The sequence below is a fragment of the Chitinophagales bacterium genome (genome assembly GCA_020635995.1).
Classification (GTDB): domain Bacteria; phylum Bacteroidota; class Bacteroidia; order Chitinophagales; family UBA8649; genus JAFMKE01.
The window spans coordinates 57,178-81,186 of sequence record JACJYS010000002.1; the positions used below are offsets into that span (position 1 = coordinate 57,178).

Here is a 24,009-nt window from a genome sequence, read left to right on the forward strand (position 1 = left end):
AACTACACCGTCATTATTTCTTTTTCTTTACTGTCCAATATAGCCTGAATTTTTGCAGTATATTCATTCACTATTTTTTGAACTTCGTCTTCGTTTCTTTTGGCTTCGTCTTCGCTTAAGCCGTCTTTTTCTAAATTTTTAATGTAATCTAAAGCATCTTTTCTTGCCGAACGAATAGAAATTTTAGCATCTTCGCCTAAAGTGCCTGTTTGTTTTACTAAAGAAACACGTCTTTCTTCTGTTAGCGGTGGAATATTTAAACGAATAAATTCTCCGTCATTTTGAGGTGTTAAACCAATATTAGCAGCCAGTATTCCTTTTTCAATATCTGATAATATAGATTTATCAAAAGGCTGTATTGAAAGTGTTCTGGCATCGGGAGTGTTAACATTGGCAAGCTGGTTTAATGGCGATTGCACACCATAAGCATCTACCATAATATTGCTCAACATTGCAGGGTTTGCCTTTCCTGCTCTAATTTTAATTAATTCTTTTCGCAAGTGATCAAGAGCTTTATCCATTGATTCTCTTGCCTCTAAATACATCAATTCTAATTCTTCTTCCATAGTTTTTTTACATTTAATACTTATTAATTAGTAACTATTGTGCCAATTTTTTCTCCTTTAAGCAATTTCTTTAAATTTCCTTTTATATCCATATTAAAAACATGAATAGGAATGTTGTTTTCCTGACAAAGTGTAAATGCCGTAGTATCCATTATATTTAACTTTTGTTGCAACACTTCATCAAAGGTTAACTCATCGTATTTAACTGCATTTTTGTCTTTTTCCGGGTCGGCAGTATATATACCATCTACTCTTGTGCCTTTCAGCACCACATCGGCATCTATTTCTGAGGCACGAAGTGCAGCAGCAGAATCGGTAGTAAAATAAGGGCTTCCCGTTCCTGCCACAAAAATAACTACTCTACCTTTTTCAAGGTGTCGGGTGGCTCTTCTTCTAATATAAGGTTCTGCTATTTCTTTCATTTCTATGGCTGAAACCAATCGGGTAAAAATCCCTTGATTTTCTAATCCATTTTGAAGTGCTACACCGTTAATAACGGTGGCTAACATTCCCATATAATCTCCCGAAACACGGTCTATTCCGCTATCCTGAGCTTGTAGTCCTCTAAATATATTTCCTCCTCCTATTACAATGGCTATTTCTACATTTTCAGTTAAGGCATCTTTTATGTCTTTGCTGTATTGTTCTACCACTGCCGGATTTATGCCAAATTGTTTGTTTCCCATTAGGCTTTCTCCACTTAGTTTTAAAAGGACTCTTTTTTTACTCATTGTTCAATTTGTTGCTAAATTACTTCTTTTCTTTAAAAAACAGATATAAAAAAAGGGAACCGAAGTTCCCTTTTTAAATAATTATAAATTTTAGTCGCCTAATTCTATTCTTGCAAATTCTACAACTGCTGCATCTTGGCTAAAATCTTTAATAGCTTTTGCTACAGTTTTATCAGAATCTAAAGCATAAAATTGGTCAAGCAAACAATATTCTTGGTCTAATAATGTATTGTCTGCTACAAAACGGTCTAATTTTCCCGGTACAATTTTATCTAAAATTTGTTCAGGTTTTCCCTCTGCTAATAATTCTTTTTTGATGTCTTCTTTCACTTTAGCAAGAACTTCATCAGTTAACTGAACTTTACTAACGTACTGAGGTACATTTAATAAATGTTTGCCCAAACGAACTCTTTCTTCGTTTTCAGTAATAATTTGATTTTTAAAAGCTTCAGTTTCTTTAGCTATAAAATCAGCGTCAAACTGTTTGTAGCTCAAAATTTTAGGTTTCATAGCCGCTATGTGCATAGCTACGCCTTTAAAAAATTGGTCTGCACCGTCTTTTCCACCATCTTTATAAGAAACTAATACGCCTATTCTGTTTCCGGCATGAATGTATGAAGCAATGTTTTCGCCTTTTTTAGCCACAAAATTGCTGATAGAAATGTTTTCGCCAATAGTTCCTACTTTTTCTTGAACTTTAGCTTTTACTTCTACGCCTTCAATTGTAGCATTTTCTAATTCTTCTTTAGATTGAATGTTTTTTTCAAGAGCTAAGTCTGCTAAATCTTTTGCAAATTGTATAAACTCTTCATTTTTAGCCACAAAATCTGTTTCAGAAGCTAAGTGTACTATAACACCTCTTTTGCCATCGGCAGATGTTTTAGCTATAACCACACCTTCGTTAGCATCTCTACCAGAACGTAGTTCAGCTAATTTTGCACCTTTTTTTCTTAAATAATCTATAGCACCTTGCATATCTCCGTTAGATTCTGCCAATGCTTTTTTACAGTCCATAAGTCCTGCACCTGTTTGGTCTCTTAATTCTTTAACTTGTTGAGCAGTAATTGCCATTTTTTTCCTTTTTATTTTTTTGATAAATTATATATATTAAAACGGTCAAGCTAATGCCCGACCGTTATTATTTTGGATGGGCGTTTTTTACGCCTTAAAGCAAAATTTATTTTTCTTCTGCTTTAGCTTCTTCTTTTTCTGTTTCAGCACCTTCTTTTTCAGCTTTTTTATCGCTTTCTTTGTTTTCTAAACCTTCTCTTATAGCTTCTACTAAGTATTTAGTTATAATATCTATAGATTTAGAGGCATCGTCATTAGCCGGAATTGGGAAATCTACTTGATTTGGATTTGAGTTGGTATCAACCATACCAAAAGTGGTAATTCCTAATTTTTCTGCTTCTTTTATAGCAATGTGCTCATGGTTTATATCTACCACAAAAATAGCCGAAGGCAATCTGTTTAATTTTTCAATACCGCCTAATACTGTGTTTAATTTCTCTTGCTGACGAGAAAGCATTAAACGCTCTTTTTTAGTTAAACTTGTATTGGTTTCATCACTTAAAATGTCTTCAATAGTTTGCATTTTTTTGATAGACTTTCTTATGGTACCAAAATTAGTTAACATACCTCCTAACCATCTTTCGGTTACATAAGGCATATTTACACTTTGAGCATAAGTTTTTACTGTTTCTTTAGCTTGTTTTTTTGTAGCTACAAACAATATTTTTCTACCAGAACTTGCTATTTGACGCATTGCCGCAGCTGCTTCTAATAATTTTTCTGACGTTTTGTTAAGGTCTATTAAGTGGATTCCTTTTTTCTCCATAAAAATGTATTGCAACATTTGAGGATTCCATTTTCTTTTAAGGTGACCAAAGTGAACACCTGCCTTTAACAATTCTTTTTGTTCTATTTTTTTCATGTTTCTTGTTCTTCCCTTAAAAAATTAACGCTTACTAAATTGTTCTTTCTTACGTGCTTTTCTTAAACCTGGTTTCTTACGTTCTACCACTCTGGCATCTCTGGTAAGCATTCTTAATGGCTTAAGCGTTTCTCTGTATTCTTCATCTATTAAAAGTAAAGCTCTTGAAATTCCTAACTGAATAGCTTCTGCTTGTCCTTTTATACCGCCACCTTGCACATTTACTTTAAAGTCAAAGTTTTTAGTGTTTTCTGTTGCTACTAATGGTTCAAGTACTTTGTTTTGTAAAAATCAACTGAAAAGTAATTTTTCAAATCTTTTCCGTTTATAGTTACATTTCCTTTTCCTTTGCTAATGAAAACTCTAGCAACTGATGCTTTTCTTCTTCCTACAGCTACATTTTTTTCCATAATATTATAAAGTTTGTGGTTTTTGAGCTGCGTGTGGATGCTCAGCACCTGCGTAAACAAATAATTTTTTAAACATGGCTCTTCCTAATTTATTTTTAGGCAACATTCCTCTTACCGCATTTTCCACTATGGCGATAGGTTTTTTGTCGTTTAAATTTTTAGCCACCACTTCACGTTGTCCACCCGGATAGCCGGTGTAACGTATGTATTTTTTCTGATTCCATTTGTCTCCACTTAAATGAATTTTATCAGCATTTAATACAATAACGTTATCTCCTGCATCAAAATGAGGCGAATAAGTAGGCTTGTGTTTGCCTTTTAGCACCGTTGCTATTTGTGTAGCCAATCTTCCTAAAGTTTTATCTGTAGCATCTACTACAAACCACTCTCTCTCATAAGTCTGAGCATTGGCAAATTTTGTTTTGTAACTTAATGTATTCACAATAAATTTTTTTATTTTTTTATAACTCTTTGATTTTCAGTATAAATTTCGCACTAAAATGAAACTCATTAAAAAATCGGACTGCAAAGATAAAACTAATTTGCTTTGCAAACAATAGTTTGTTTTAAAATTTTTCATAGTACATTCATAAGTAATTGATAATCAGTTAAAATTTCGCAAATTTTTATTATTCTTTATCTTATCATTGGTGTCTTTTATCACATAATAAACTATTTACTTACGCTAATTTTGCATTAAAATATTTAATTATGGACAAACATTCTTACAACGTTAATTTAATTTGGAAAAAAGATAGATTAGGAGCAGTTAGCTCGCCAGAACTAAACGACAACATTGAAGTGGCAACGCCTCCTGAGTTTGACAAAGGGATAGCTGGTGTGTGGTCGCCAGAGCATTTTTTTACTGCTGCTGTTAATTCTTGTTTTATGACTACCTTTTTTAGCTATAGCCGAATACTCTAAATTTGATTTTATAGATTTAAAAGTAGAAAGTGAAGGAATACTGGAAAAAGTGGACGGTAAATTTATGATGAGCAAAGTAGTTTTAAAACCAACTTTAATAGTAGCTGCCGATACCCGAGAAGATAGAGCTATACGGATAATGGAAAAAGCAGAAAAAGCTTGTTTGATTTCTAATTCTATAAAATCAGAAATTGAGTTTTTGCCAAAAGTAGAAGTGAAAGAAGCAGTTTAAAAATTGTAATACACCCCTGTATTTAAGCCAAAACTATAAGGGTATTGCAATATTGGAGTATCTCTGTTGGTATAAAAAGCAACATTAACAATAGGTTCTATTCTTAATGTAAATTTTGAGCTTATATCGTAATCAAAACCAAGTGAACCGATGTAAGAAAGTAATACTTTATCTGGCATCTTGTTCCTATCTGTTCGTTTTACTTTAGCATTAGTACCATCATAATACTCAGATTTTATAATAGATTTTGTAGTTAAATAAATACTTGTATTAAGTCCGGAAGAAACAAATAGATGAAATTTCTCCTTATTTAAAAAATAGTAATTGACTTTAACAGGGAAATCTACATATAAATATGTATCATTAATTGTTCCTTTTCCTATTTCATGAAAATTTCCATCAAGAATGAATACGTCTTTAAATATATTCTTTCTTCCGGCAAACTGAGCGGCAATTTCTATTCCTACATTTTTATGTAGCTTTAGCACATAATTAATGCCCGTTGTGAAGCCAAATCCTCCTTGTTCTGTTTTGTTTCTTGATTGGATAAGTGCTTCATAGTTTTCCCAAGGATTTCCAGTACCACATGAAAAAAGTTTTCTATTAACTTTTAAATATCTATAAGAATAATTTCCTTGAAAATTAACACCTAAGCTATGTTTGGGATATTCTTTTGTAGTTTCTTGGGCAGATGTAAAACAAAAACTTAGCAGAAATATGTAAACAATTAACTTTTTCATATTGTGAAATTACGAAATGTTTTGTAAGAATAAAAATCTATTTTAGAAAAATATGAATTGAGATTCCGTAGCCATCTCTACTTGTCGCAGACATGGTAACAGCAGTTAGATAAATTTTCTATTTTATTCCAAAATTTTACGGAATAACACGCACGAAAAAATATTTAGAAATTACAAAACACCCTTTACAACCATCTGATAATCAACATTTAATTTCCTATTAACATTGCATTAACAGAGCAAATTAAGCTTTTGGCATGCGTCTTGTTTTATGTACACTAATAAAAACAAGTGCTATGAAAACGATTATTTTAACTTTAGTATCAACCCTACTCATTTTTACAAATGCTACAGCTTCAAAATTGGAGTTTAGTAGCTTTAACAACCAACCTTATAAAATAAATATTAACGGTCAGGTTTATTATAGTTACCAATCTTCTTTAATTATAGATAATATAATGGCAGGCACTTACAATATAGAAGTTTCTCCCATAGCACAGCCACATTATGGCAACCATTTTGGGCACAAACCTTATGCAGTTATATTTAACGGTCAAATTCAGGTTTATCCTAATGCCGCCATGACATATAATATAGTACCTAATAATTTAGTGTTGGCAAATGTAGTGGCACTACAGCCCGCCACACCTCCGCAAAACACTTATTACCCAAACACTAATATTGTAAACAATTATTATACTAATCAGCCCAATAATTGCCAAGCAAATACAGATAACTACCACCACAATCCATATCAACCGCAGGTATTCCCTATGGAGCCAGTTGCTTTTGAGCAGTTAATAAATACCCTTAAAAGAACCCCTTTTAGCGATAACAAACTGCAAGTTTATCATCAAGCGTTAGCTGCTAATTATTTTACTACACAGCAAGTAATAAGAATAATGAAAGTTTTTCCTTTTAGTAGCGAAAAACTTGAAGTAGCAAAATCGGCATATACATCTACTTTAGACAGGGAGAATTATTTTATGGTAAACAATGCTTTCAACTTTTCCAGCGATGTGAGGGAGCTCAATGAATACATCGCTTCGCTATAAATTTCCGTAATGTGTTTTTGTTTTTGGTTTAACAGAGCCTGAATTTAGAAATAAGTTCAGGCTTTGTGCTGTTATAACAATTAGTTTATAAATTTGTACAAGTGAAAAATTATTTAAACCCATTCTTAAAAATTAAGCAAACCAAAAATAAAGGCTTAGGCATATTTACCTTGCAAAAAATAGAAGCTGATACTTTAATTGAAATTGCCCCCGTTATAGTTTTAAACACATTAGATACTAAAAAAATACATCAAACGCACCTACACGATTATTATTTTTCTTGGGGCAATAATCAAAAAAAATCTGCCATAGCACTGGGTTATGTTTCTATCTATAACCATAGCAAAAACCCAAATTGCTACCACGAATGTGATTTTGAAAATAATACCATCAGCATTTTTTCTAAAGAAAATATTAAAGCAGGTGCTGAACTTTTTATAGACTACACCATGGGCGAAGACAAAGAACTTTGGTTTATAGAAACTTAGGTTTATACATAACTCTAAATTTTGTACCTTTGCACCATAATTTTTAGAACACAAAATCTCAAACAAAAAACAACATGAAAGAAGTAGTAATAGTAAGCATGGCAAGAACTCCAATAGGAAGTTTTGGTGGTGCTTTATCATCTTTTAAAGCTATAGATTTAGGAGCTTTAGTAATAAAAGAAGCCGTAAAAAGAGCAGGCATAAAACCCGAGCAAGTAGGAGAAGTTTTTATGGGAAATGTATTGCAAGCCAATACCGGACAAGCCCCGGCACGCCAAGCTGCATTAAAAGCAGGGCTTTCTCCAGCCACACCTTGCACCGCTGTAAATAAAGTATGTGCCAGCGGTATGAAAGCTATAATGTTTGGTGCTCAAAGCATAGCTTTAGGCGACCAAGATATAGTGGTATGTGGTGGTATGGAAAGCATGAGCAACGCTCCTTTTATGGTAGAAAAAGCACGCTTTGGCATAAAATATGGCAACCAAACTTTTATAGATACCATAGTGCGTGATGGACTTCAAGACCCATATAATGGCGATATGATGGGAACTTGTGGCGACCACTGTGCTACTGAAAATGGTTTTTCAAGAGAAGACCAAGACAATTATGCTATTGATTCATACAAAAGAGCTGCTGAAGCTACAGAAAAAGGTTATTTTAAAGACGAAATAGTACCTGTAGAAATTCCTCAAAGAAAAGGAAATCCTATAGTTTTTGATAAAGATGAAGATTTTACTAAAGTTAGTTTTGATAAAATTCCTCAGTTGCGACCAGCGTTTAACAAAGACGGAACCGTAACCGCAGCCAATGCCTCTAATATAAATGACGGTGCGGCTGCCATAGTGCTAATGAGCAAAGAAAAAGCGACAGAACTGGGATTAAAACCATTAGCTAAAATAGTGAGCTATGCCGATGCAGCTCAAGAACCAATTGACTTTACCACTTCTCCGGCTTTGGCTATTCCTAAAGCGTTAAAAAAAGCAGGTTTAGCGGTTTCTGATATTGATTTATTTGAAATAAACGAAGCCTTTGCCGTAGTTGCTTTAGCTAATATGAAACTTTTAAATATTACCCACAATCAAACAAATATTTATGGTGGCGGAGTATCAATAGGACATCCTATTGGCGTTTCGGGGTGCAGAATAATTTGTACTTTAATTTCAGCTTTAAAAAATAACAACAAGCAAAAAGGAGCTGCCGGAATATGCAATGGCGGTGGTGGAGCAAGTGCTATGATTATAGAGTTGGCTTAATCTTAACGTTGTGAACCGTACCAAAAGAAAAAAATGACAATAAAAGAAGCAATTTTAAAAAGTCTTGACGACATAAACGGACTAACAAATTATTTGGAAGTTCACGACCATATTGTAAGTAAAGGCTATTATGATTTTGGAACAGCAAAAACGCCAGCTTCCACAATTTCCGCATTGCTCGGGGATTTTATAAGAAATGGAGATAGTAGAGTAAAACGAATAAAACAAGATGGAGGAACTTACTCATACTATTTGACTAAAAACGAACAGGAAATCGGGATTGAAATTCTTTCAGGAACAACCGAAACAACTTCAAAACCGATAAAAGTAAAAGCCAAAACATACAACGAACGGGATTTGCACAAACTTTTGAGTAGTTATTTAAAAAACACAAAAATCTATTCAAAAACTATATTTCACGAACAATCAAAATACGGAAAAGACAACAATCAGATTTGGACGCATCCAGATATGGTTGGAATTAAATTTCTAAATCTTCAAACAAAAGTCAGCCAGAATTTTTTAAAGTCAATAAATAGAGTAGATACATTCAAATTGAGTTCATACGAGATTAAAAAGGAAATCAACTCGGACTCGGAATTAAAAAAAGCTTATTTCCAAGCAGTTTCAAATTCAAGTTGGGCAAATTATGGATATTTGGTTGCATTTGAATTCAGCGACAGTTTATCGGACGAGATGGAAAGATTAAACCAATCGTTCGGAATTGGAATTATTGAACTAAATGCAAATCCATACCAAAGTAAAATTCTTTTTCCTGCAAGTTATAGAGACCTTGACTTTAAGACAATAGACAAACTTTGTAAAATAAATAAAGAGTTTGAACAATTTATTGAACAAACAGACAGACTTATGACTGCTCAAGAAAGATATTACAAATCGACAGAGAAAGAACTGAATGAATTTTGTGATGACTATTTTGAAAATGACACCGAAATAGAACAATATTGTAAAGATAAAAATATACCGAACGAAGGATAAACACTATCCACAAAATCAACCATAAGCAATTGGGTTTTTTAGGTGTTTAACTGAAAATATAAATAAAAGGTCGGTTCAAACCGAAAAATTAGGGCATAAAATACCCAACTCATAGCCACGGTCATTATATTTTACTATAAAAGCGATAGTGCATTAGTGCTATCGCTTTTTTTATTAGGCATATTTAAAATAAAATGCTAAATTTAATGCAAACAATTATTTTTTCTATATTAGTAAAAAATGAAACAGCGGAAATTAGACATATTAGTCTTGTCAGATTTGCATTTGGGCACCAACCAATGTAGAGCAGGCAGACTATTAAAATATCTAAAATCTGTAAAACCCGAAATGCTCATTCTAAATGGTGACATTATTGATATTTGGCTTTTAGATTTAAAAAAATGGCCTAAAAAACACACCAAAGTAATGTCCTACTTTTTTCAATTAATGATAGACGGCACGCCTATTTATTATTTGCCCGGAAACCATGACGATTATTTAAAACAATTTACAGGATTTAAGTTTCACAACTTTTTTATAGAAAATGAATTAGTACTGGAAATAGACGGCAAAAAAAATTGGTTTATGCATGGCGATAAATATGACAAAACCATTAGTGGCAGAAGTAGAAATTTGGCCATAAGAGCAGGAAAAGCCTACGATGCCGTTGTAGGATTTAACAGACTTATTAACCAATGGGAAAACTTTTTAGGTAAAAAAAATACCTTAAATTTTACCAAGGTATTAAAAGACAAAACAAAAAGTAGAATAAAAAAATCTAACGATTTTGAGCAAGTATATATAGAAGAAGCTGCTGAAAATGAAATTGATAACCTGCTGTGCGGTCATGTTCACCGCCCGGGAATAACTACACTTTGCTCTATAAAAAACGAAAGAGAAGTTAATTATTTAAACAGTGGCGACTGGACAGAAAACTGTACTTCTTTGGAGTATTACAATAAAAGTTGGCATTTATATCGTTATGATTTTAATTATAATCATTACGAATCAACATTAAAAAACATGAATTTTAACGATGAAGACATAAATCCATTTTTATTCAAATAGAATATTAAAAAAACCTTAACCTTGCAATAATAGGAACCAACAAGTTTGGCATTTATTTTGCATTTTAACATTATAAAAAACACCTTAATCATGAAGAAAAGAATTTCTTTACTTGCGTCCTTATTATTTATTTTATGCTCCTTTGCCCAAAAACAGCAGTACGATATTATACTGTTTGGCAATGTAATAGGCAAAGGCGATATGAACAGAACCATACAAAATGGCGTGGAAAAAATAGACTTAATTACTAATGCTAAAGCTAAAGTAATGTTTAAAGACAAAACCAACCACACGGATATGGATATTGTTATGAAAAATGGTTTGTTAGAGAGTTTGAACCAAATAAAAATTGACGATGGGGAGAAACAAACAATAAAAGTAACTAAAGAAGATGGTAAACAATTTTTTTATTTAGACGGTAAAAAATCGGCTGTGCCAAAGCCTGTAAAATATACTACTACGCACTTCTTTTTTAAAGAGCCTGTGGGCATTAAAGAAGCTTATGTAGAACGAATGAATATTTTTGTACCTATAGAAAAAGTAGATGCAAGCACTTATAAAACTACTGTAGATGGAGCAGACAACTTTTACACCTATAAAGATGGTAAACTTATAGAATACAAAATGAAAAATTTTGTAAATGTATATATGAAGCCTATTGAAGGATAGGTGGTTTCCCTATACAATAGATAAGCTAAAAAAATGCCGAACAAATTTTGTTCGGCATTTTTAATATATATCATCTAATATTTTTACAAACCAGAACTGGCTTTTCCTTTAGCGGTTTTTCTGTCTTTTTTAGCATTGCCTTTATCGTAAGCGGCTCTTGCTTTTTTAATGGCTTTTTTTGTCCCTTTGGTAGGTTTACTTGTAGCATAAGTTGGGCATGTTGATTTATGACAACTCTGCAAACTTACACCTAATACAAAAAAACTAAATATGGCTATTAAAAAATATTTCTTCATTTTCTTAGTGGTTTAACATCACAGGCATTACTAACATTAGTAACTGCTCGCCTTCTTCTACTTCGCCCGGCACTAAAATACCTGCTCTGGTAGCGGTAGATAATTCTATTTTAATTTCTTCTGTTTCAAGCACATTTAGCATTTCTAACAAATAACGAGAATTAAAGGCTATTTCTAAATCATCGCCAGTATATGAACAATTTAAACGCTCAAAAGCTTCATTGCTAAAATCTAAATCTTGAGAAGATACTTTTAACTCATTGCTTGATATATTTAAAACGCACTGATGAGTGGTTTTATTAGAAAATATACTTATTCTTTTTAGTGTGTTTAAAAAATCAACTCGGTTAAGTGTCAGTATATTATTATTATCTACGGGAATAACTGCATTATAATCCGGATATTTAGCATCTACTAAACGACATATTAACAAAGTATCGTTAAACTGAAAAAATGCATTTGACGAATTATAATTTATGGTTACTCGGGTATCTTCTGTAGGCAAACTACCTTTTAATAATTGTAATGCTTTTTTAGGTACTATAAATGCCGTGGCTTCTTCACTACTTACATCGCTTCTTTTGTATTTCACTAATTTTGAAGCATCTGTAGAAACAAAAGTAACGCCATCGGGTTGCAACTGAAAATAAACGCCTGTCATGGCAGGTCTTAGCTCATCATTACTAACAGCAAACAAAGTTTGATTAATAGCATTGCCCAGCACTTCTGACGGCATACCTACTTCTGCGGCATCATCGGCTAAAGGTATTTTAGGGAAATCTTCAGGATTTTCTCCAGCCAATTTATACTTACCCGTAGATGAACTAATTTCTATAGCAAAAGTTTTGTCATCATAAGAAAAAGTAAGCGGCTGCTCCGGTAGTGTTTTTAATGTATCTAAAAGTATTCTAGCGGGAATAGCTATTTTTCCATCTTCCTTGGCTTCTGCGTCTAACTGAGTACTCATAGAGGTTTCTAAATCAGTGGCATATACTTTTATTTTTCCTTCATGTATTTCAAAAAGGAAATCTTCTAAAATAGGTAAAACCGTATTGGTGCTAATAACACCTTGTATTAATTGCAATTTTTTTAACAATTGTGTAGTAGATACAACAAAACGCATAGTTTATATTAATTTATATTTCCTACAAATATAGGTAGAAAAGAATTTAATTTTTAAATTTTAGTGCAATGAATGAAAAAGTTATAGCGATTGTTAACACAAAATAGATTAATCTATTTTGAATTTTATGCCGATAGAGCAATATCGCATGGATATACGTAATAGACAAATGCCGAAGAATCTCTATATGAAAAACTATTATGAGATCCTTCTTCCGCTCCGCTTCATCAGGATGACGCATAATATTAATTTTTGTTCGTCTTTCTAAGCGGAGCAAAGAATCTCCATAGAGCAAATAATTTATACTTTAAGGTAGCATCTTGGGACGTTTAAGTAATTTGAATACAGTTTGTGATCTTTTACTTTTTCGCCATGGTGCGTGTCTCACGCAACAATTTTGTAACTTTAAGTGTAGTTTAGGGTTCTCTACGAGAGACCCTAAACGGAAAAAAGAATATAAGGAGATTGCTTTTTCACTTGATTGCAGCAGTTAAGTTCAGTAGCACATTTAGTTAAATTAGTTTAGTAATGTACTTCCTTTTACCAAAATATCTTTAAACACATAAATTTGAACACTTGCAAATAAGTTATTTTCTTCGTTTAAAGCAAAAAGACGCTCGGCATTGTATTCATTGTCTTTGCCCTCTTTTGTTATTAATCTATCTCCCATTTTTAGTGGCATGTGGTACAAAATTAGATTTTTTGTTTCGCCAGTAGTAGTTTCTATACTCAATCTTGCAAAGCCTAAGTTTTTCAGTACTTCTTCTTTATCCTTATAATCTTCTTGGAAACTCTCGTAGCTTAAATTTGAAAACGAACCGAATAAAATACTTGCCACTTGCTGGTTTATTTGTTCATTAGTATAACTTTTCCCATTTGCTGTTAAAGTAAAATTTCCGTTATCTCTACTAATATTAAATGATTCTTCTTTATTCTCCGGTTCTAAATATTCTAATTTTATATTTTTTATTTCTTGTGGCAAAAGCTTTGTGTATTGCAAACTACGCCATTCGCTTTCTTGTGGTGTAAATCGGTAGGTAAAATAGCCTCTCCTACCCGGCACTTTAGCTATGTATGCTTTTGATGCGGCTTTGCCGTTTATTTCCATAAAAACATACGTGCCGTCTTGCTCATGAGTAGCTCCGCCCACATGATACTCTTTAAAAGGTTTTTTACTGCCATTTTTATACAAACTCACTTTTATAGAATTTGAAATCATCTCTTTTAAAATATTATCTTGAGCTGCATTAGGAACTACACTTACTACTTCCATAGTGTTTACTACTTTTAACATTTCATTTAGTATGCTTTCTCTAACATCATATTTGTTATTCAGCAACCATTTCCCATCTTTTTTACTCAATATTATTTCGTTGCCGTTTCTATCTTTTAAATCTATTTGGCTTAAGCTTTCCATGTCTTGCACAGCAAAATCTCTCTCTTGCTCTTCTACAGATTTATTATTGTAAAAAAATAAAAAATATACTGCCAGTAATAATGTGGCAAGTATTATAATATAGCTTAAAGTTTTTTTCATTTGGCGTAAGTTCTTTTTCTGATAAATCCGTATGCAAAAGCAAAAATTAAAATGGCAATAAGTGGATAAAGCAAGTTTTGTATCTGTATAGATTTTTTGCTTTCTTTCACTTTAGTAGCATCTAACTGACGAAGTTTTATTTCTTTACTTCTAGTGTTTATCAACTTATTATCGTCCAATAAATATTCTACACAATTCATAAAAAACGGCAAATTATCAAAAACCATAGGTTTGTTTTCATTGCCATAAGTGGCATATCCTACGGGCAAAGTTTTTCCTCTGGCTTTCTTATTTGTTATCAAATCGCCATCGCTCACTACTATCATTTTAGCATTGGGGCTACTTACATCTATATATTTTAAATCATCAATAGTATCTGTCATTTCTGCATAAGCTCCCGCAAAAGCTCTATCATCAAAAACCGATTCAAACTGCCCGCTTAAATAAACGCCCGTAGGTATATTTTTTTGCTGAAAAATAGCCGGGTTGAGTTGGTCTTTTACCATACCAATATACACTCTAACGGGAGCAAAAAGTGCCTTGCTATACTCTGATGAGGTTAGCAGTATTTCTTTTTGTACATTTTTGTTTTTAATTGTATCAATACTGCTGGTAAAAGAGCCGGTGATAGGTGCTAAATTTCTTGATGCCGGATTGCCGGAATTGCCTATCATTAAATTAAAATAAGGCCAATTGAACCACTGCATTTGTGGCTGATTATTAGCCATTCCGGTTTGAATTTGCAAACGAGTATTTTGCAAGTCTAAAATTAAATCGTCATTAATTCTGGCACCATACTTAAACAGCATATCTGTTAAATTAACATCTCTGGCATTTGCCAAAAAGAAATCTTTGCCGTTTAAGCTGTCCATATTTACTGCCATGTGGTCTAAAAGCCAAATTATTTTACCGCCACGCATTAAATATTGGTCTATTTTGTATTTTTCTTTTTCGTTAAATTTTTGTGTAGGGTTTGGTATAACTAAAACATCTACCATAGCATCTATTTTATAACCTACGGTTAAATCTATAGTAGAAACGGCAAACTGCTTGCTTTGCAGTTCTTGTATGGCTTCGCCTAAATTTTCTTGTGTTACCTCCCCATGCCCTGTGCTAAAAGCAACCAATGGCGGATGTGTACGCTGAAGTTTTTGTATAGAATTAGCAAATTTATATTCAAGTAATACAATAGAATTGTTAAGAATATCAAACTGGTCGGCTCCCACTTTATTTTCTAACAAATTAGTGCTTATGGTTCTGCCTTTATAGCTTATAACTGCTCCGGGAAATATTACTCGCTGTGTTTGCTCGCCATTTTCTACTACGGTTAAATTGATGGGCGTTAGTCCTTTTTTGTATAAAATTTTGCCTTCTTCTTCTTGCGTTTTTTTATCGTATTTGCTCAAATCTACAAAAGTGTATTGCAAATTGCTACCGGCATAAGCCTTAAACTCATTAAGTGTGGTTTCTATACTTTTTTCCAATTCTTTCATTCCCGAAGGGAGATTGCCTGTAAGGTAAACTCTGATAGTGACTACATCATCTAAGTTTTTAAGAAAATCTTTGGTACTATTAGAAATAGAATATCTTTTTTCTTCTGTTAGGTCAAAACGTTTATATATTTTACTTGAAATTATATTGAGCACAAGCAATATAACCAACACAATAACCGTATTTATATGTTTTTTTATTGCTTTCATTTCTTTAGGTTTAAAACCATTTTAGTGAACAATAAAAAACTTAAAGCGATACTAATAAAATACACTAAATCTCTTGTATCTATAACGCCTCTACTCATAGATAGGTAGTGCGTATTCATACCTAAATGCTCTATAAAATAATCTAATTTTCCGGCAAAAACAGGTAGTTGGGCTATAAAATCAAAACCCATATAACACAAAAAACTAAGCAAAACGGCTACTAAAAATGAAATAATTTGATTGTTGGTTAATGCCGAACTAAAAGTGCCTATGGCCACAAATGCAATACCTAATAACAACAAACCCATATATGAACCCATTATGCCACCTGTATCAACATTTCCGACAGGAAAAGCTATTTTTTTTATGCTAAAATAATAAACAAGTGTGGGCAACAAAGCAAAAACAACAACTGCTACGGCTGCTAAAAATTTGCCTCCTATTATTTGATTTTCGGTAAGTGGTTTGGTAATAAGTAGCTCTATGGTTCCTTTGTTATATTCTTCGGCAAACAAACGCATGGTAATGGCGGGAATTAAAAACAAGTAAAAAAGCGGTGCATTGCTAAAAAAAGTATCTAAGGTGGCAAAACCACTATCTAAAACTGACGTGCTGGGAAACACAAAAGTAAACAAAGCACTAAGCACTAAAAATATACCTATGGCAATGTACCCAACCAGCGAACTGAAAAACTGTTTTATTTCTTTATAAAATACGCCTAACATTATTTGGTTAACTCTTTAAATACATCTTCCATGCTTTGGTTTTCTTGCTCTAAATGAAGCAAAGTGAGCTGATGCTGTACACAATAATTAAAAATATCTTCGCTTAAGTTTTGTTTTTGTTTGCTTGTGGCTTTTATAAATCCATTGCCCAAAAATTCAAACTGAACTTGTTCAAGCACAGGCAGTTGAGTTTTATTTGTTTTAAGTTTAAATTTAACATTGATGGTTTTAGTACCCGTATTTTTTATAGATTCTACTTTATTATTAGCTACTATTTTGCCTTGATTAATAATTAAAACCCTTTGGCACATGGCTTCCACTTCTTGCATAATGTGCGTAGAAAGTATAACTGTTTTTTCCTTGCCCAATTCTTTTATTAAGTTTCTAATGTCAACCAACTGATTTGGGTCTAAACCACTTGTAGGCTCATCTAAAATAAGTACATCGGGGTTGTGTATCATGGCTTGTGCTATGCCCACACGCTGCTTGTATCCTTTAGATAGTTGCCCTATTTTTTTGTGCTGTTCACGCTCTAAACCTGTTTTTTCTATAAGTTGAGCTATGCGTTCTTTTTTGTTTTTTATTTTATATAAGTTTGCCACAAAACCTAAATATTCCTTTACGTACATATCGTAGTATAGTGGATTATTTTCCGGTAAATAGCCTATTTTTTCTTTAGCTTGCAAAGGATTTTCTTGCTGATTGATACCACAAACTTCTATAGTGCCTTCGGTAGGTTCTATGTACCCGGTTATCATTTTCATGGTGGTAGATTTGCCTGCACCATTGGGACCTAAAAAACCAAGCACTTCGCCTTTGTTAAGTTCAAAAGAGATGTGATTAACAGCAAGTTGCTCTCCGTATTGTTTAGTAAGATTAGATACCTTTACCGACATAGCACACAAAGTTATGCTTTTCTTTATTTATGGGAAATGCTTAACATTTTTTTTGATAGGGAATATTTAGTCTATAACAATCCTAATAAAATAATGATATTTTTTTTGCATACAATTAATATTTATACTATCTTTACCGAAATTACTAATACTAAAATTTTATAAATGAAATCAATTAACAAACTTTTTATTCTGTTACTTATAGTAACTACTATTTCGTCTTGTAAAAAAGATGAGGATAATAACACAAACAAGTTAGATACTCCTGAGTTACTTACTCCATCTAACGGCATAAACGTAGGGCAGTTTTCTATGATTTTATTCAATAATCAAAATCATGTGTATGTAGATTTTGATTGGGGTAATGTTGAAAATGCTGATGAATATAAAATTGAAATTGCTACTAATCAAAATTTTGAAGCTTCTTCAATTATAAAGGACTATGTAACTGCTGACTCTGATGAGTATTTTTATTTGGAGAATCCAAATCCTGGAAATGATGCAACATTTTATTGGAGAGTTAGAGCCATAAGTGCTTCGTTTGAAAATTCAGATTATAGCCAAGTATTTTCATTTACTGCTACTGCTGAAGATGATAATACTGTCATTAATCCATCTCCAAAAAATGGAACGTATAATGGTTATGGAAGTGGTCCTATTTTTATAACTTCTGTATTAGATACAACATTTACAAATTTACCAATGGAAATAACTGTTCAAGAAACATTTGACGGTTCAGGAGTTTTTGACGTAACCTATGATTTTGACGTCAATGGAATTAATGTAAATCCTACTGTGGAAGGTATTGAAAGTGGTTCAAATATTGTAATTACAAATCAATCTTATAATTTATTGGGATTTGTTGATTTATTAATAAATGATAATATAACATTTAATGGTTCTAATACAGCAATTACAGGAAATGCTACCTTAGGTAGTGCTAGTGGTAGTTCAATTGTTGTTAATGGAAACTTATCGTATTCTGCCACAAAGTAAATTAAACTAATTCAAACCTATTAAAAACCTACTGAGTATTTTCTTAGTAGGTTTTTTTTGTTCTAATACAACTGCTTTATTATTCCATCTGCTAATCCCATTTTAGGAATATAAATTTTAGTGGCTTTTGTCCATTTCATTATAGATGTAAAAATTTGCATGGCAGGGATTATCACATCTGCACGGTCAGGTTTTAGGTCAAGTTTTAAAATACGCTCTTCATAATTGTATTTCTGCAACTCTTTAAAATACTTCTTTAAATAGGTATAGCTTACCGGTTTTGATACGTCTTTGCCCGATACTTTTGCTACTTTGTTTATATTTCCTCCAGAGCCTATTAAATCTACTTTTCCGTGAGGTAAATTTTCCATTAACCAAGCCTTTAAATCATTCCACATTTCTTGATTTACCATATCGTTTAAAATACGCAAAGTGCCTATTTTAAATGATTTTGCCGCCACTATTTCTCCCTTATTTATTACTGTAAGTTCAGTGCTTCCGCCTCCCACATCTACGTATAAATAAGCATTATCGTCTGCTATAAGTTTTTCTATATGGTTGGCATATATTATAGCCGCTTCTTCTTGCCCGTCTATTATTTCTATGTTTATACCCGTGGTTTCTTTTATACTTTTTATAATTTCTTTTCCATTTTTGGCTTCCCTCATGGCACTGGTGGCACAGCCTCTAAAATATTTTACACCATGAGCTACCATTAAATGTTTGTAAGCCATTACAGAATGTACTAACCTTTCTCTGCTTTCTTCGCTTATTTCTCCTTTAGTAAATACTTCCGTACCCAATCTTACAGGCACTCTTATTAAACTTTCCTTTATGTACTTTTTTTCATCTTTACTTTCTATTACATCATTTATTAATAAACGCATGGCATTAGAACCTATATCTATAGCGGCTACTTTGGTAAACTTAATCATTCTTATGTTTTTCTTTTAAGTAATTATAAAAAGTTATTTGACTTCTAATTTTCTCTTTTCGGTTTTTAACATACAAATTTCGCAATGTTCCATCTAATTTTCTGGCTTTTACATTATCGTTCCACTGGTTATTTAAAAACCATTTTATTTCTTCTTTCAGTTTTTCGTCATAAATAGGGAAACTTACTTCTACTCTAAAATCTAAGTTGCGTTGCATCCAATCGGTAGAAGATAAATATATTTTTTCTTCGCCATTATTATGAAAAACAAATATTCTGCTGTGTTCTAAATATTTATCTACTATGCTTATTATTTCTATATTGCTGTGCAGTTCTTCTAAATATGGCACCAATGAATTTATTCCTCTTACTATCAATTTAATTTTTACGCCATTATTTGCTGCATAATATAATTTTTCTATCATTTCATAATCTACCAAACTGTTCATTTTAGCAAAAATACTTGCCGGTAGTTTCTCGGCAGCGTTTTTAATTTCTTGGTCTATCAGTTCATAAAACTTAGTTCTACTTTGGTGCGGTGCCACCAGCAGATGCTTATAATTGTATATTTTATAGTTGTTTTGAAAAAATCTAAAAACTTTATTGGCTTCATAAGTCAGTCTTTCGTCTGAAGTAAATAAAGATGTATCGGAATAAATAGTACTTGTTTTTTCATTAAAATTTCCTGTACTGAAATTAGCGTATCGCGTTCTTTTATCATTAACCACCCGAGTGATTAAACACAGCTTTGAATGCACTTTTAAACCCGGCACACCATAAATAATGGTTATGCCTTCCTCTTGCATTATTTTAGCCCAATATATATTCAATTCTTCGTCAAAACGAGCTTGAACTTCTACCACTACTATTACATTTTTTCCATTTTTAGCTGCATTTATTAAAGAATTTACTACCATACTGTTGTTTGCCACTCTGTACAATGTCATTTTTATGGTGGTAACATGTGGGTCTATAGCTGCTTCGCGTATAAAATCTATTAAGTAAGAAAATTTTTGATACGGATAATGCAATAAAATATCTTCTTTATCTATTACATCAAAAATGGTTTTGGCTCTATTAAATTTGGGGAAATTTAATGGCGAAACTTTGGGGTAATTCAAATCTTCTCTGCCAAAATTGGGGAAACCCATAAAATCTTTAAAATTGTGGTATCTTTTGCCTGCTATTATATTTTCTGTTTCGGTAAGTTGTAGTTTACCCAACAAAAAAGACAAATAGTCTTTATCTATTTCTTTATCAAAAACAAAGCGAACAGGCTCGCCACGCTTTCGTGCCTCTACACTCTGCTCTATTTTTTCTATTAAACTTTTAGAAATATCTATATCTAAATCAAGCTCTGCATCTCGGGTTATTTTTATACAGTGAGCAGTTATACTTTCATATTCAAACTGCTGATAAATAGTATGTACAAAAGCTCTAATTATATCATCTACCAAAATAACATAGTTTTTATCTTCTTCTTTTGGCAATACCACAAAACGTGGCGTAGTAGTAGGTATTTCTATCAGAGAGTAAATAGACTCTTTGTTTTCTGCTTGCTGCATATTTACCGCTAAGTATATGGCTTGCTCCTTTAAGCGTGGAAAGTTTTTTATATAATGAAGCATAATAGGAACCAGCTTAGGGCGAAGCTCATTATAAAAATAATGTTTCACATAAGATTTTTGCTCTTTGTTTAATTCTTTCTCATTTATTATGAATATTTTTTCGGTTTCAAGCTCTTTTTCTATTTTCTCATAAATTTCATCAAATTTTGTGTTCTGTTTTTTTACTCTTTCGGCTATTTCTTTTAGCAAAGCTTTGGGCTTAAATTTAATTTCTTGCTTAGCCTGCTTTCCCACACCTTGCATACGCCTTATAGTGGCAACACGAACTTTATAAAATTCATCCATATTATTTGAGTATATACCCAAAAATCTAAGACGTTCTAACAAAGGAACTTTTGCATCGGCAGCTTCTTGAAGCACTCTATCGTTAAATGCCAGCCAACTTATTTCTCTATTTATAAATCTTTTTTCTTTCATTTATTCAAAATCAATTCAAATGTATTGTCATAGTTTTTTATACAGTTGTTCCAGTCATAATGCCATACCCACTGCTGTATATTTTGTTTACGTACTACATTTACATCAAAGATGAGGCGTTGCAATCTTTTTACAAAATTATTTAAGTTATCATAAGTAAAAGTTTTAGCATAAGCTGGCGGTATATGCTCTGCATAAGCCAAACGATTGGGAAGCAAAGGAAAAACATTGCAAGCCATAGCTTCTACCACACTTCCGCCAAAAAAATCTTGATTTGAAGTAACCGGCAAAATATCGGACTGCCAAAGCAAAGAAATATACTGTTCTTCACTTTCTGCATAACCCCAATGTAAGATTTTGTCTTTTAATATTTCTTTTGCTTCATCAAAAATAGGAGGGTAAGTATTTGTTTTTTCGCCTAATACTATCAAGTTAAAATCTATTCCATTGTGGTGCAAGGTTATTAAACTTTCAAAAAAATCTTGTGGATTTTTATCGTATTCCCAGCGATGATTCCAAAGCACCACAGCTCTTTTGTGGTAAGGTTTATTTTGAGGTTTAAAATGTTGAAACTTTTGTAAATCCATACCTAAATGCAGCATTTTACTTTTTTGAGCAATAGTTTGGGCTACCCAAGTTTCTTGATAATCGGGAAAAGCGTTTAAAAATTTAGGAATTTCATTTAAAAAACTCTCTTTGTGGTAGTTAGAATTAAATAAAACAGCATCGGCACTTAATGCACTGGTTATATTTATAAATGCATAGTGTCTATCTCTTTGTAGCCGGGTGTCTTCATCTGTAGGCGACCAAGGGTAGGTCAGTTGGTTTTCATGAAAATATATAGCTGTTTTAGTATGAGCGGTTTTTGGGCGTGTTAGGCTTAAAAAAGTACTTAAATCTAACATATCGGAAGCTACTATTAAATCTGCCACATAATTATCTTCATTATATTTTTGTGCAAAATGAAGAGCTGCACCATGCATACGCCATTTCCAAAATCTATCGGGTAGTGTGTATGTTTTTATATTGTGCGTACTATTTTTTACTAAGCCATCCAGCCATTTTTTGTGCGAGCCACCATAAAAAGGTTCTATAAAAAGGATGTTCATTGTAGATTTATAGATTGTGAGAGGTTAGAGAGATAGATGTATCAAATTGAATTCTTAGGATAATCAAACCAAAGCAAATTAGTGTTTTTAGATGAAAAATCACTCCAATTTTCTATTTCTGAACTAAAACACAAAACACCACAAGTGGGCACGTTTTCGTAAAAATAAGGAATATATTTTGATGCAAATTCATTAATACTTGGATTATGACAAAAAACAGCTAATGTGTTTACGTTGCTATTTTGACTATGAATTACACTTTCAATATCACTAACATTACAATGAAAAAGTGAACTGTCTATTTCTATTTTATCACATTTAACGTGTAGTTTTCGGGCAAAAATAATAGCGGTGTGCAAGGCTCTAATTCCATCGCTACTTACTATTTTTTGAGGTGCAATCTGTTTTTGCTCTAAACGAGAAGCCATATCTATAGCATCTATTATCCCTCTATCTTTCAACGACCTATCTATATCTTTAACAAGATGTGCGTCTTGCCAAGATGATTTTGCATGTCTGATTAATATAAAGGTTTTCACACCTTAAAGATAGTTATCTTTCAATTAAAAATTAGGGCAATATCTTTGGCTATTCTTTCTATTTAAGCAACCTGTGTAAATGACAGCTACTTCAGGACCTCCGTTTGCCTTAGAAGCTCCCGTTAGTTTAGATACGTTTAAATCATAGCTAAAGTGTATTTGAAAACCACCTAAATCGGCTCTTGCTCCCAAAAATACGGCATCTAACACTCTATATCCCGCTCCAAAATATATTGCATTTTTATTGTTTGGCACTTGGCTAAAGCGGTACTTAAAATAGGTAGATAAGTTGGCTTCAAATGTTGGACCTTGTTTTAAAAACATAAAACCCGGCATTATTCCAAGCTGTTTACCCATTGGAATTAAAGCTCCTCCGTGCAATGTAAATTTCATATACATTCTTTCGGTTTTATCTCTATTTATATTAAAACTAGAAATATTAGGCTGGTTTAAATGGTGTAAAGCTATGCCTATATAGTAATTGGTATTTTTCTTAGGTTCTATAGAATATAAAAAACCTAAGTTGGCATCACCATACATTTTAGTGCTTGCATCAAAAGATTCGGCAGCAGCTAAAACAGGTTCTCCCGTTATAGGATCAAATTCATACAAAGCTTTGCTTTGATTAAAGCTTCTATGTATAAATGCCCCTTGAATACCTGCTGAAATAGACTGTTTTTTGTTAATAATAAAGTGGTAGGCAAAAGATAAATCTACTCTATTGGTATTATAGTTTAAATCGCCAGCTTGGTCAGAAAAGAAAGAAAGTCCTACACCTCCAAAATTAGAATATTTAGTGGGTTTTCCTACGGCAATATCTGCAAAAGCTGAAACGGTTCTATAAGTATTGCCTTCTGAAACGCCCAACCATTGTGTTCTAAAATTAGCTCCTACTCTCCAATCGCAACCATTCATGCCTGTCATGGCAGGGTTTAAAACCAAGGGCTGTGCATTGTAGTTAGTAAAATGTATATCTTGAGCGTTTAATGTAGCTACACTAAAAATAAAAACTGCTATATATAAAAGTATCTTTTTCATAGT

Annotated in this window: 24 protein-coding genes and 2 pseudogenes; 8 read left to right on the forward strand and 18 right to left on the reverse strand. The window is 32.5% G+C overall.

Features of this window, described 5'->3' with window-relative positions; translation table 11 throughout:
- Positions 1 to 2 precede the first annotated feature (2 nt).
- From frr to rplM, 6 genes and pseudogenes are all read right to left on the reverse strand, one after another.
- Positions 3 to 566, reverse strand: a complete 564-nt coding sequence (gene frr, locus H6578_04295; protein MCB9226371.1) for a ribosome recycling factor — start codon at positions 564 to 566, stop codon at positions 3 to 5.
- A gap of 23 nt (positions 567 to 589) precedes the next feature.
- Positions 590 to 1,297, reverse strand: a complete 708-nt coding sequence (locus H6578_04300) for a UMP kinase (GenBank protein MCB9226372.1) — start codon at positions 1,295 to 1,297, stop codon at positions 590 to 592.
- Positions 1,298 to 1,387: 90 nt separating this feature from the next.
- Positions 1,388 to 2,368 carry an elongation factor Ts gene (locus H6578_04305; protein MCB9226373.1) on the reverse strand — a complete coding sequence of 327 codons (981 nt, stop codon included), beginning with the start codon at positions 2,366 to 2,368 and terminating at the stop codon, positions 1,388 to 1,390.
- 106 nt (positions 2,369 to 2,474) lie between these two features.
- Positions 2,475 to 3,230: a 30S ribosomal protein S2 gene (gene rpsB, locus H6578_04310; GenBank protein ID MCB9226374.1), complete on the reverse strand. Its 756-nt coding sequence runs from the start codon at positions 3,228 to 3,230 to the stop codon at positions 2,475 to 2,477.
- Positions 3,231 to 3,254: 24 nt separating this feature from the next.
- Positions 3,255 to 3,640: pseudogene (gene rpsI, locus H6578_04315) on the reverse strand (30S ribosomal protein S9).
- A 4-nt stretch (positions 3,641 to 3,644) separates the two neighbouring features.
- Positions 3,645 to 4,082 (reverse strand): 50S ribosomal protein L13, encoded by a 438-nt coding sequence (gene rplM, locus H6578_04320; GenBank protein ID MCB9226375.1) that lies wholly within the window; start codon positions 4,080 to 4,082, stop codon positions 3,645 to 3,647.
- 269 nt (positions 4,083 to 4,351) lie between these two features.
- Between rplM and H6578_04325 the strand changes: the two are divergent.
- Positions 4,352 to 4,796, forward strand: a pseudogene (locus tag H6578_04325) (OsmC family protein).
- On the opposite strand, the gene H6578_04330 reads toward H6578_04325, so the two are convergent.
- Positions 4,793 to 5,536, reverse strand: a complete 744-nt coding sequence (locus H6578_04330) for a hypothetical protein (protein MCB9226376.1) — start codon at positions 5,534 to 5,536, stop codon at positions 4,793 to 4,795. The pseudogene H6578_04325 and the gene H6578_04330 overlap by 4 nt on opposite strands.
- A gap of 296 nt (positions 5,537 to 5,832) precedes the next feature.
- Between H6578_04330 and H6578_04335 the strand changes: the two genes are divergently transcribed.
- From H6578_04335 to H6578_04360, 6 genes are all read left to right on the forward strand, one after another.
- Entirely contained in the window at positions 5,833 to 6,591 is a 759-nt protein-coding gene (locus H6578_04335; GenBank protein ID MCB9226377.1) for a DUF4476 domain-containing protein, read from the forward strand.
- Positions 6,592 to 6,722: 131 nt separating this feature from the next.
- Positions 6,723 to 7,079, forward strand: coding sequence for an SET domain-containing protein-lysine N-methyltransferase (locus H6578_04340; protein ID MCB9226378.1), 357 nt, complete (start codon positions 6,723 to 6,725; stop codon positions 7,077 to 7,079).
- 74 nt (positions 7,080 to 7,153) lie between these two features.
- Positions 7,154 to 8,332, forward strand: coding sequence for an acetyl-CoA C-acyltransferase (locus H6578_04345; protein ID MCB9226379.1), 1,179 nt, complete (start codon positions 7,154 to 7,156; stop codon positions 8,330 to 8,332).
- Positions 8,333 to 8,365: 33 nt separating this feature from the next.
- Entirely contained in the window at positions 8,366 to 9,331 is a 966-nt protein-coding gene (locus H6578_04350; GenBank protein MCB9226380.1) for a hypothetical protein, read from the forward strand.
- 240 nt (positions 9,332 to 9,571) lie between these two features.
- Complete coding sequence (locus H6578_04355) at positions 9,572 to 10,399, forward strand: UDP-2,3-diacylglucosamine diphosphatase (protein ID MCB9226381.1); 828 nt, start codon at positions 9,572 to 9,574, stop codon at positions 10,397 to 10,399.
- Between the two features lie 90 nt (positions 10,400 to 10,489).
- Positions 10,490 to 11,068, forward strand: coding sequence for a hypothetical protein (locus H6578_04360; protein ID MCB9226382.1), 579 nt, complete (start codon positions 10,490 to 10,492; stop codon positions 11,066 to 11,068).
- Positions 11,069 to 11,151: 83 nt separating this feature from the next.
- On the opposite strand, the gene H6578_04365 is transcribed toward H6578_04360, so the two are convergent.
- The 6 genes from H6578_04365 to gldA all read right to left on the reverse strand — a co-directional run bounded on the left by H6578_04365 (position 11,152) and on the right by gldA (position 17,345).
- Positions 11,152 to 11,364, reverse strand: a complete 213-nt coding sequence (locus H6578_04365; GenBank protein MCB9226383.1) for a hypothetical protein — start codon at positions 11,362 to 11,364, stop codon at positions 11,152 to 11,154.
- A 4-nt stretch (positions 11,365 to 11,368) separates the two neighbouring features.
- Positions 11,369 to 12,487, reverse strand: a complete 1,119-nt coding sequence (dnaN, locus tag H6578_04370; GenBank protein ID MCB9226384.1) for a DNA polymerase III subunit beta — start codon at positions 12,485 to 12,487, stop codon at positions 11,369 to 11,371.
- 517 nt (positions 12,488 to 13,004) lie between these two features.
- A complete protein-coding gene (locus tag H6578_04375; protein ID MCB9226385.1) occupies positions 13,005 to 14,024 on the reverse strand; it encodes a hypothetical protein in 1,020 nt (339 codons plus the stop codon).
- Positions 14,021 to 15,724, reverse strand: a complete 1,704-nt coding sequence (gene gldG, locus H6578_04380) for a gliding motility-associated ABC transporter substrate-binding protein GldG (GenBank protein MCB9226386.1) — start codon at positions 15,722 to 15,724, stop codon at positions 14,021 to 14,023. Before gldG ends, H6578_04375 begins: the two co-directional genes overlap by 4 nt.
- The gene (gene gldF, locus H6578_04385) at positions 15,721 to 16,449 is read right to left on the reverse strand and encodes a gliding motility-associated ABC transporter permease subunit GldF (GenBank protein ID MCB9226387.1); all 729 of its coding nucleotides are present in this window, start codon (positions 16,447 to 16,449) and stop codon (positions 15,721 to 15,723) included. The genes gldG and gldF overlap by 4 nt, the downstream gene beginning before the upstream one ends.
- A complete protein-coding gene (gene gldA, locus H6578_04390; GenBank protein ID MCB9226388.1) occupies positions 16,449 to 17,345 on the reverse strand; it encodes a gliding motility-associated ABC transporter ATP-binding subunit GldA in 897 nt (298 codons plus the stop codon). The genes gldF and gldA overlap by 1 nt, the downstream gene beginning before the upstream one ends.
- A 165-nt stretch (positions 17,346 to 17,510) precedes the next feature.
- Between gldA and H6578_04395 the strand changes: the two genes are divergently transcribed.
- Positions 17,511 to 18,341 (forward strand): hypothetical protein, encoded by an 831-nt coding sequence (locus H6578_04395; GenBank protein ID MCB9226389.1) that lies wholly within the window; start codon positions 17,511 to 17,513, stop codon positions 18,339 to 18,341.
- A gap of 62 nt (positions 18,342 to 18,403) precedes the next feature.
- Here H6578_04395 and H6578_04400 read toward each other — a convergent pair whose 3' ends face one another.
- Genes H6578_04400 through H6578_04420 form a run of 5 tightly spaced genes read right to left on the reverse strand, consistent with a single transcriptional unit; the run spans position 18,404 to position 24,006 of the window.
- Positions 18,404 to 19,276, reverse strand: coding sequence for a rod shape-determining protein (locus H6578_04400; GenBank protein ID MCB9226390.1), 873 nt, complete (start codon positions 19,274 to 19,276; stop codon positions 18,404 to 18,406).
- Positions 19,269 to 21,320 carry a polyphosphate kinase 1 gene (gene ppk1, locus H6578_04405; GenBank protein MCB9226391.1) on the reverse strand — a complete coding sequence of 684 codons (2,052 nt, stop codon included), beginning with the start codon at positions 21,318 to 21,320 and terminating at the stop codon, positions 19,269 to 19,271. Before ppk1 ends, H6578_04400 begins: the two co-directional genes overlap by 8 nt.
- On the reverse strand, positions 21,317 to 22,429 hold the full coding sequence (locus H6578_04410) for a DUF3524 domain-containing protein (GenBank protein ID MCB9226392.1): 1,113 nt from the start codon (positions 22,427 to 22,429) through the stop codon (positions 21,317 to 21,319). The genes ppk1 and H6578_04410 overlap by 4 nt, the downstream gene beginning before the upstream one ends.
- Before the next feature lie 41 nt (positions 22,430 to 22,470).
- Entirely contained in the window at positions 22,471 to 22,968 is a 498-nt protein-coding gene (locus H6578_04415) for a histidine phosphatase family protein (GenBank protein ID MCB9226393.1), read from the reverse strand.
- 24 nt (positions 22,969 to 22,992) lie between these two features.
- Positions 22,993 to 24,006, reverse strand: coding sequence for a PorP/SprF family type IX secretion system membrane protein (locus H6578_04420; protein ID MCB9226394.1), 1,014 nt, complete (start codon positions 24,004 to 24,006; stop codon positions 22,993 to 22,995).
- Positions 24,007 to 24,009 lie beyond the last annotated feature (3 nt).

Coding starts and splice junctions, on each gene's coding strand:
- H6578_04355 (MCB9226381.1), top strand. CDS start 9,572: ATGAAACAGCGGAAATTAGACATATTAGTCTTGTCAGATTTGCATTTG.
- H6578_04410 (MCB9226392.1), bottom strand. CDS start 22,429: ATGAACATCCTTTTTATAGAACCTTTTTATGGTGGCTCGCACAAAAAA.
- H6578_04330 (MCB9226376.1), bottom strand. CDS start 5,536: ATGAAAAAGTTAATTGTTTACATATTTCTGCTAAGTTTTTGTTTTACA.
- H6578_04335 (MCB9226377.1), top strand. CDS start 5,833: ATGAAAACGATTATTTTAACTTTAGTATCAACCCTACTCATTTTTACA.
- H6578_04420 (MCB9226394.1), bottom strand. CDS start 24,006: ATGAAAAAGATACTTTTATATATAGCAGTTTTTATTTTTAGTGTAGCT.
- H6578_04305 (MCB9226373.1), bottom strand. CDS start 2,368: ATGGCAATTACTGCTCAACAAGTTAAAGAATTAAGAGACCAAACAGGT.
- rpsB (MCB9226374.1), bottom strand. CDS start 3,230: ATGAAAAAAATAGAACAAAAAGAATTGTTAAAGGCAGGTGTTCACTTT.
- gldF (MCB9226387.1), bottom strand. CDS start 16,449: ATGTTAGGCGTATTTTATAAAGAAATAAAACAGTTTTTCAGTTCGCTG.
- H6578_04350 (MCB9226380.1), top strand. CDS start 8,366: ATGACAATAAAAGAAGCAATTTTAAAAAGTCTTGACGACATAAACGGA.
- H6578_04375 (MCB9226385.1), bottom strand. CDS start 14,024: ATGAAAAAAACTTTAAGCTATATTATAATACTTGCCACATTATTACTG.
- ppk1 (MCB9226391.1), bottom strand. CDS start 21,320: ATGAAAGAAAAAAGATTTATAAATAGAGAAATAAGTTGGCTGGCATTT.
- H6578_04395 (MCB9226389.1), top strand. CDS start 17,511: ATGAAATCAATTAACAAACTTTTTATTCTGTTACTTATAGTAACTACT.
- gldG (MCB9226386.1), bottom strand. CDS start 15,724: ATGAAAGCAATAAAAAAACATATAAATACGGTTATTGTGTTGGTTATA.
- dnaN (MCB9226384.1), bottom strand. CDS start 12,487: ATGCGTTTTGTTGTATCTACTACACAATTGTTAAAAAAATTGCAATTA.
- gldA (MCB9226388.1), bottom strand. CDS start 17,345: ATGTCGGTAAAGGTATCTAATCTTACTAAACAATACGGAGAGCAACTT.
- frr (MCB9226371.1), bottom strand. CDS start 566: ATGGAAGAAGAATTAGAATTGATGTATTTAGAGGCAAGAGAATCAATG.
- H6578_04360 (MCB9226382.1), top strand. CDS start 10,490: ATGAAGAAAAGAATTTCTTTACTTGCGTCCTTATTATTTATTTTATGC.
- H6578_04300 (MCB9226372.1), bottom strand. CDS start 1,297: ATGAGTAAAAAAAGAGTCCTTTTAAAACTAAGTGGAGAAAGCCTAATG.
- H6578_04345 (MCB9226379.1), top strand. CDS start 7,154: ATGAAAGAAGTAGTAATAGTAAGCATGGCAAGAACTCCAATAGGAAGT.
- H6578_04365 (MCB9226383.1), bottom strand. CDS start 11,364: ATGAAGAAATATTTTTTAATAGCCATATTTAGTTTTTTTGTATTAGGT.
- H6578_04400 (MCB9226390.1), bottom strand. CDS start 19,276: ATGATTAAGTTTACCAAAGTAGCCGCTATAGATATAGGTTCTAATGCC.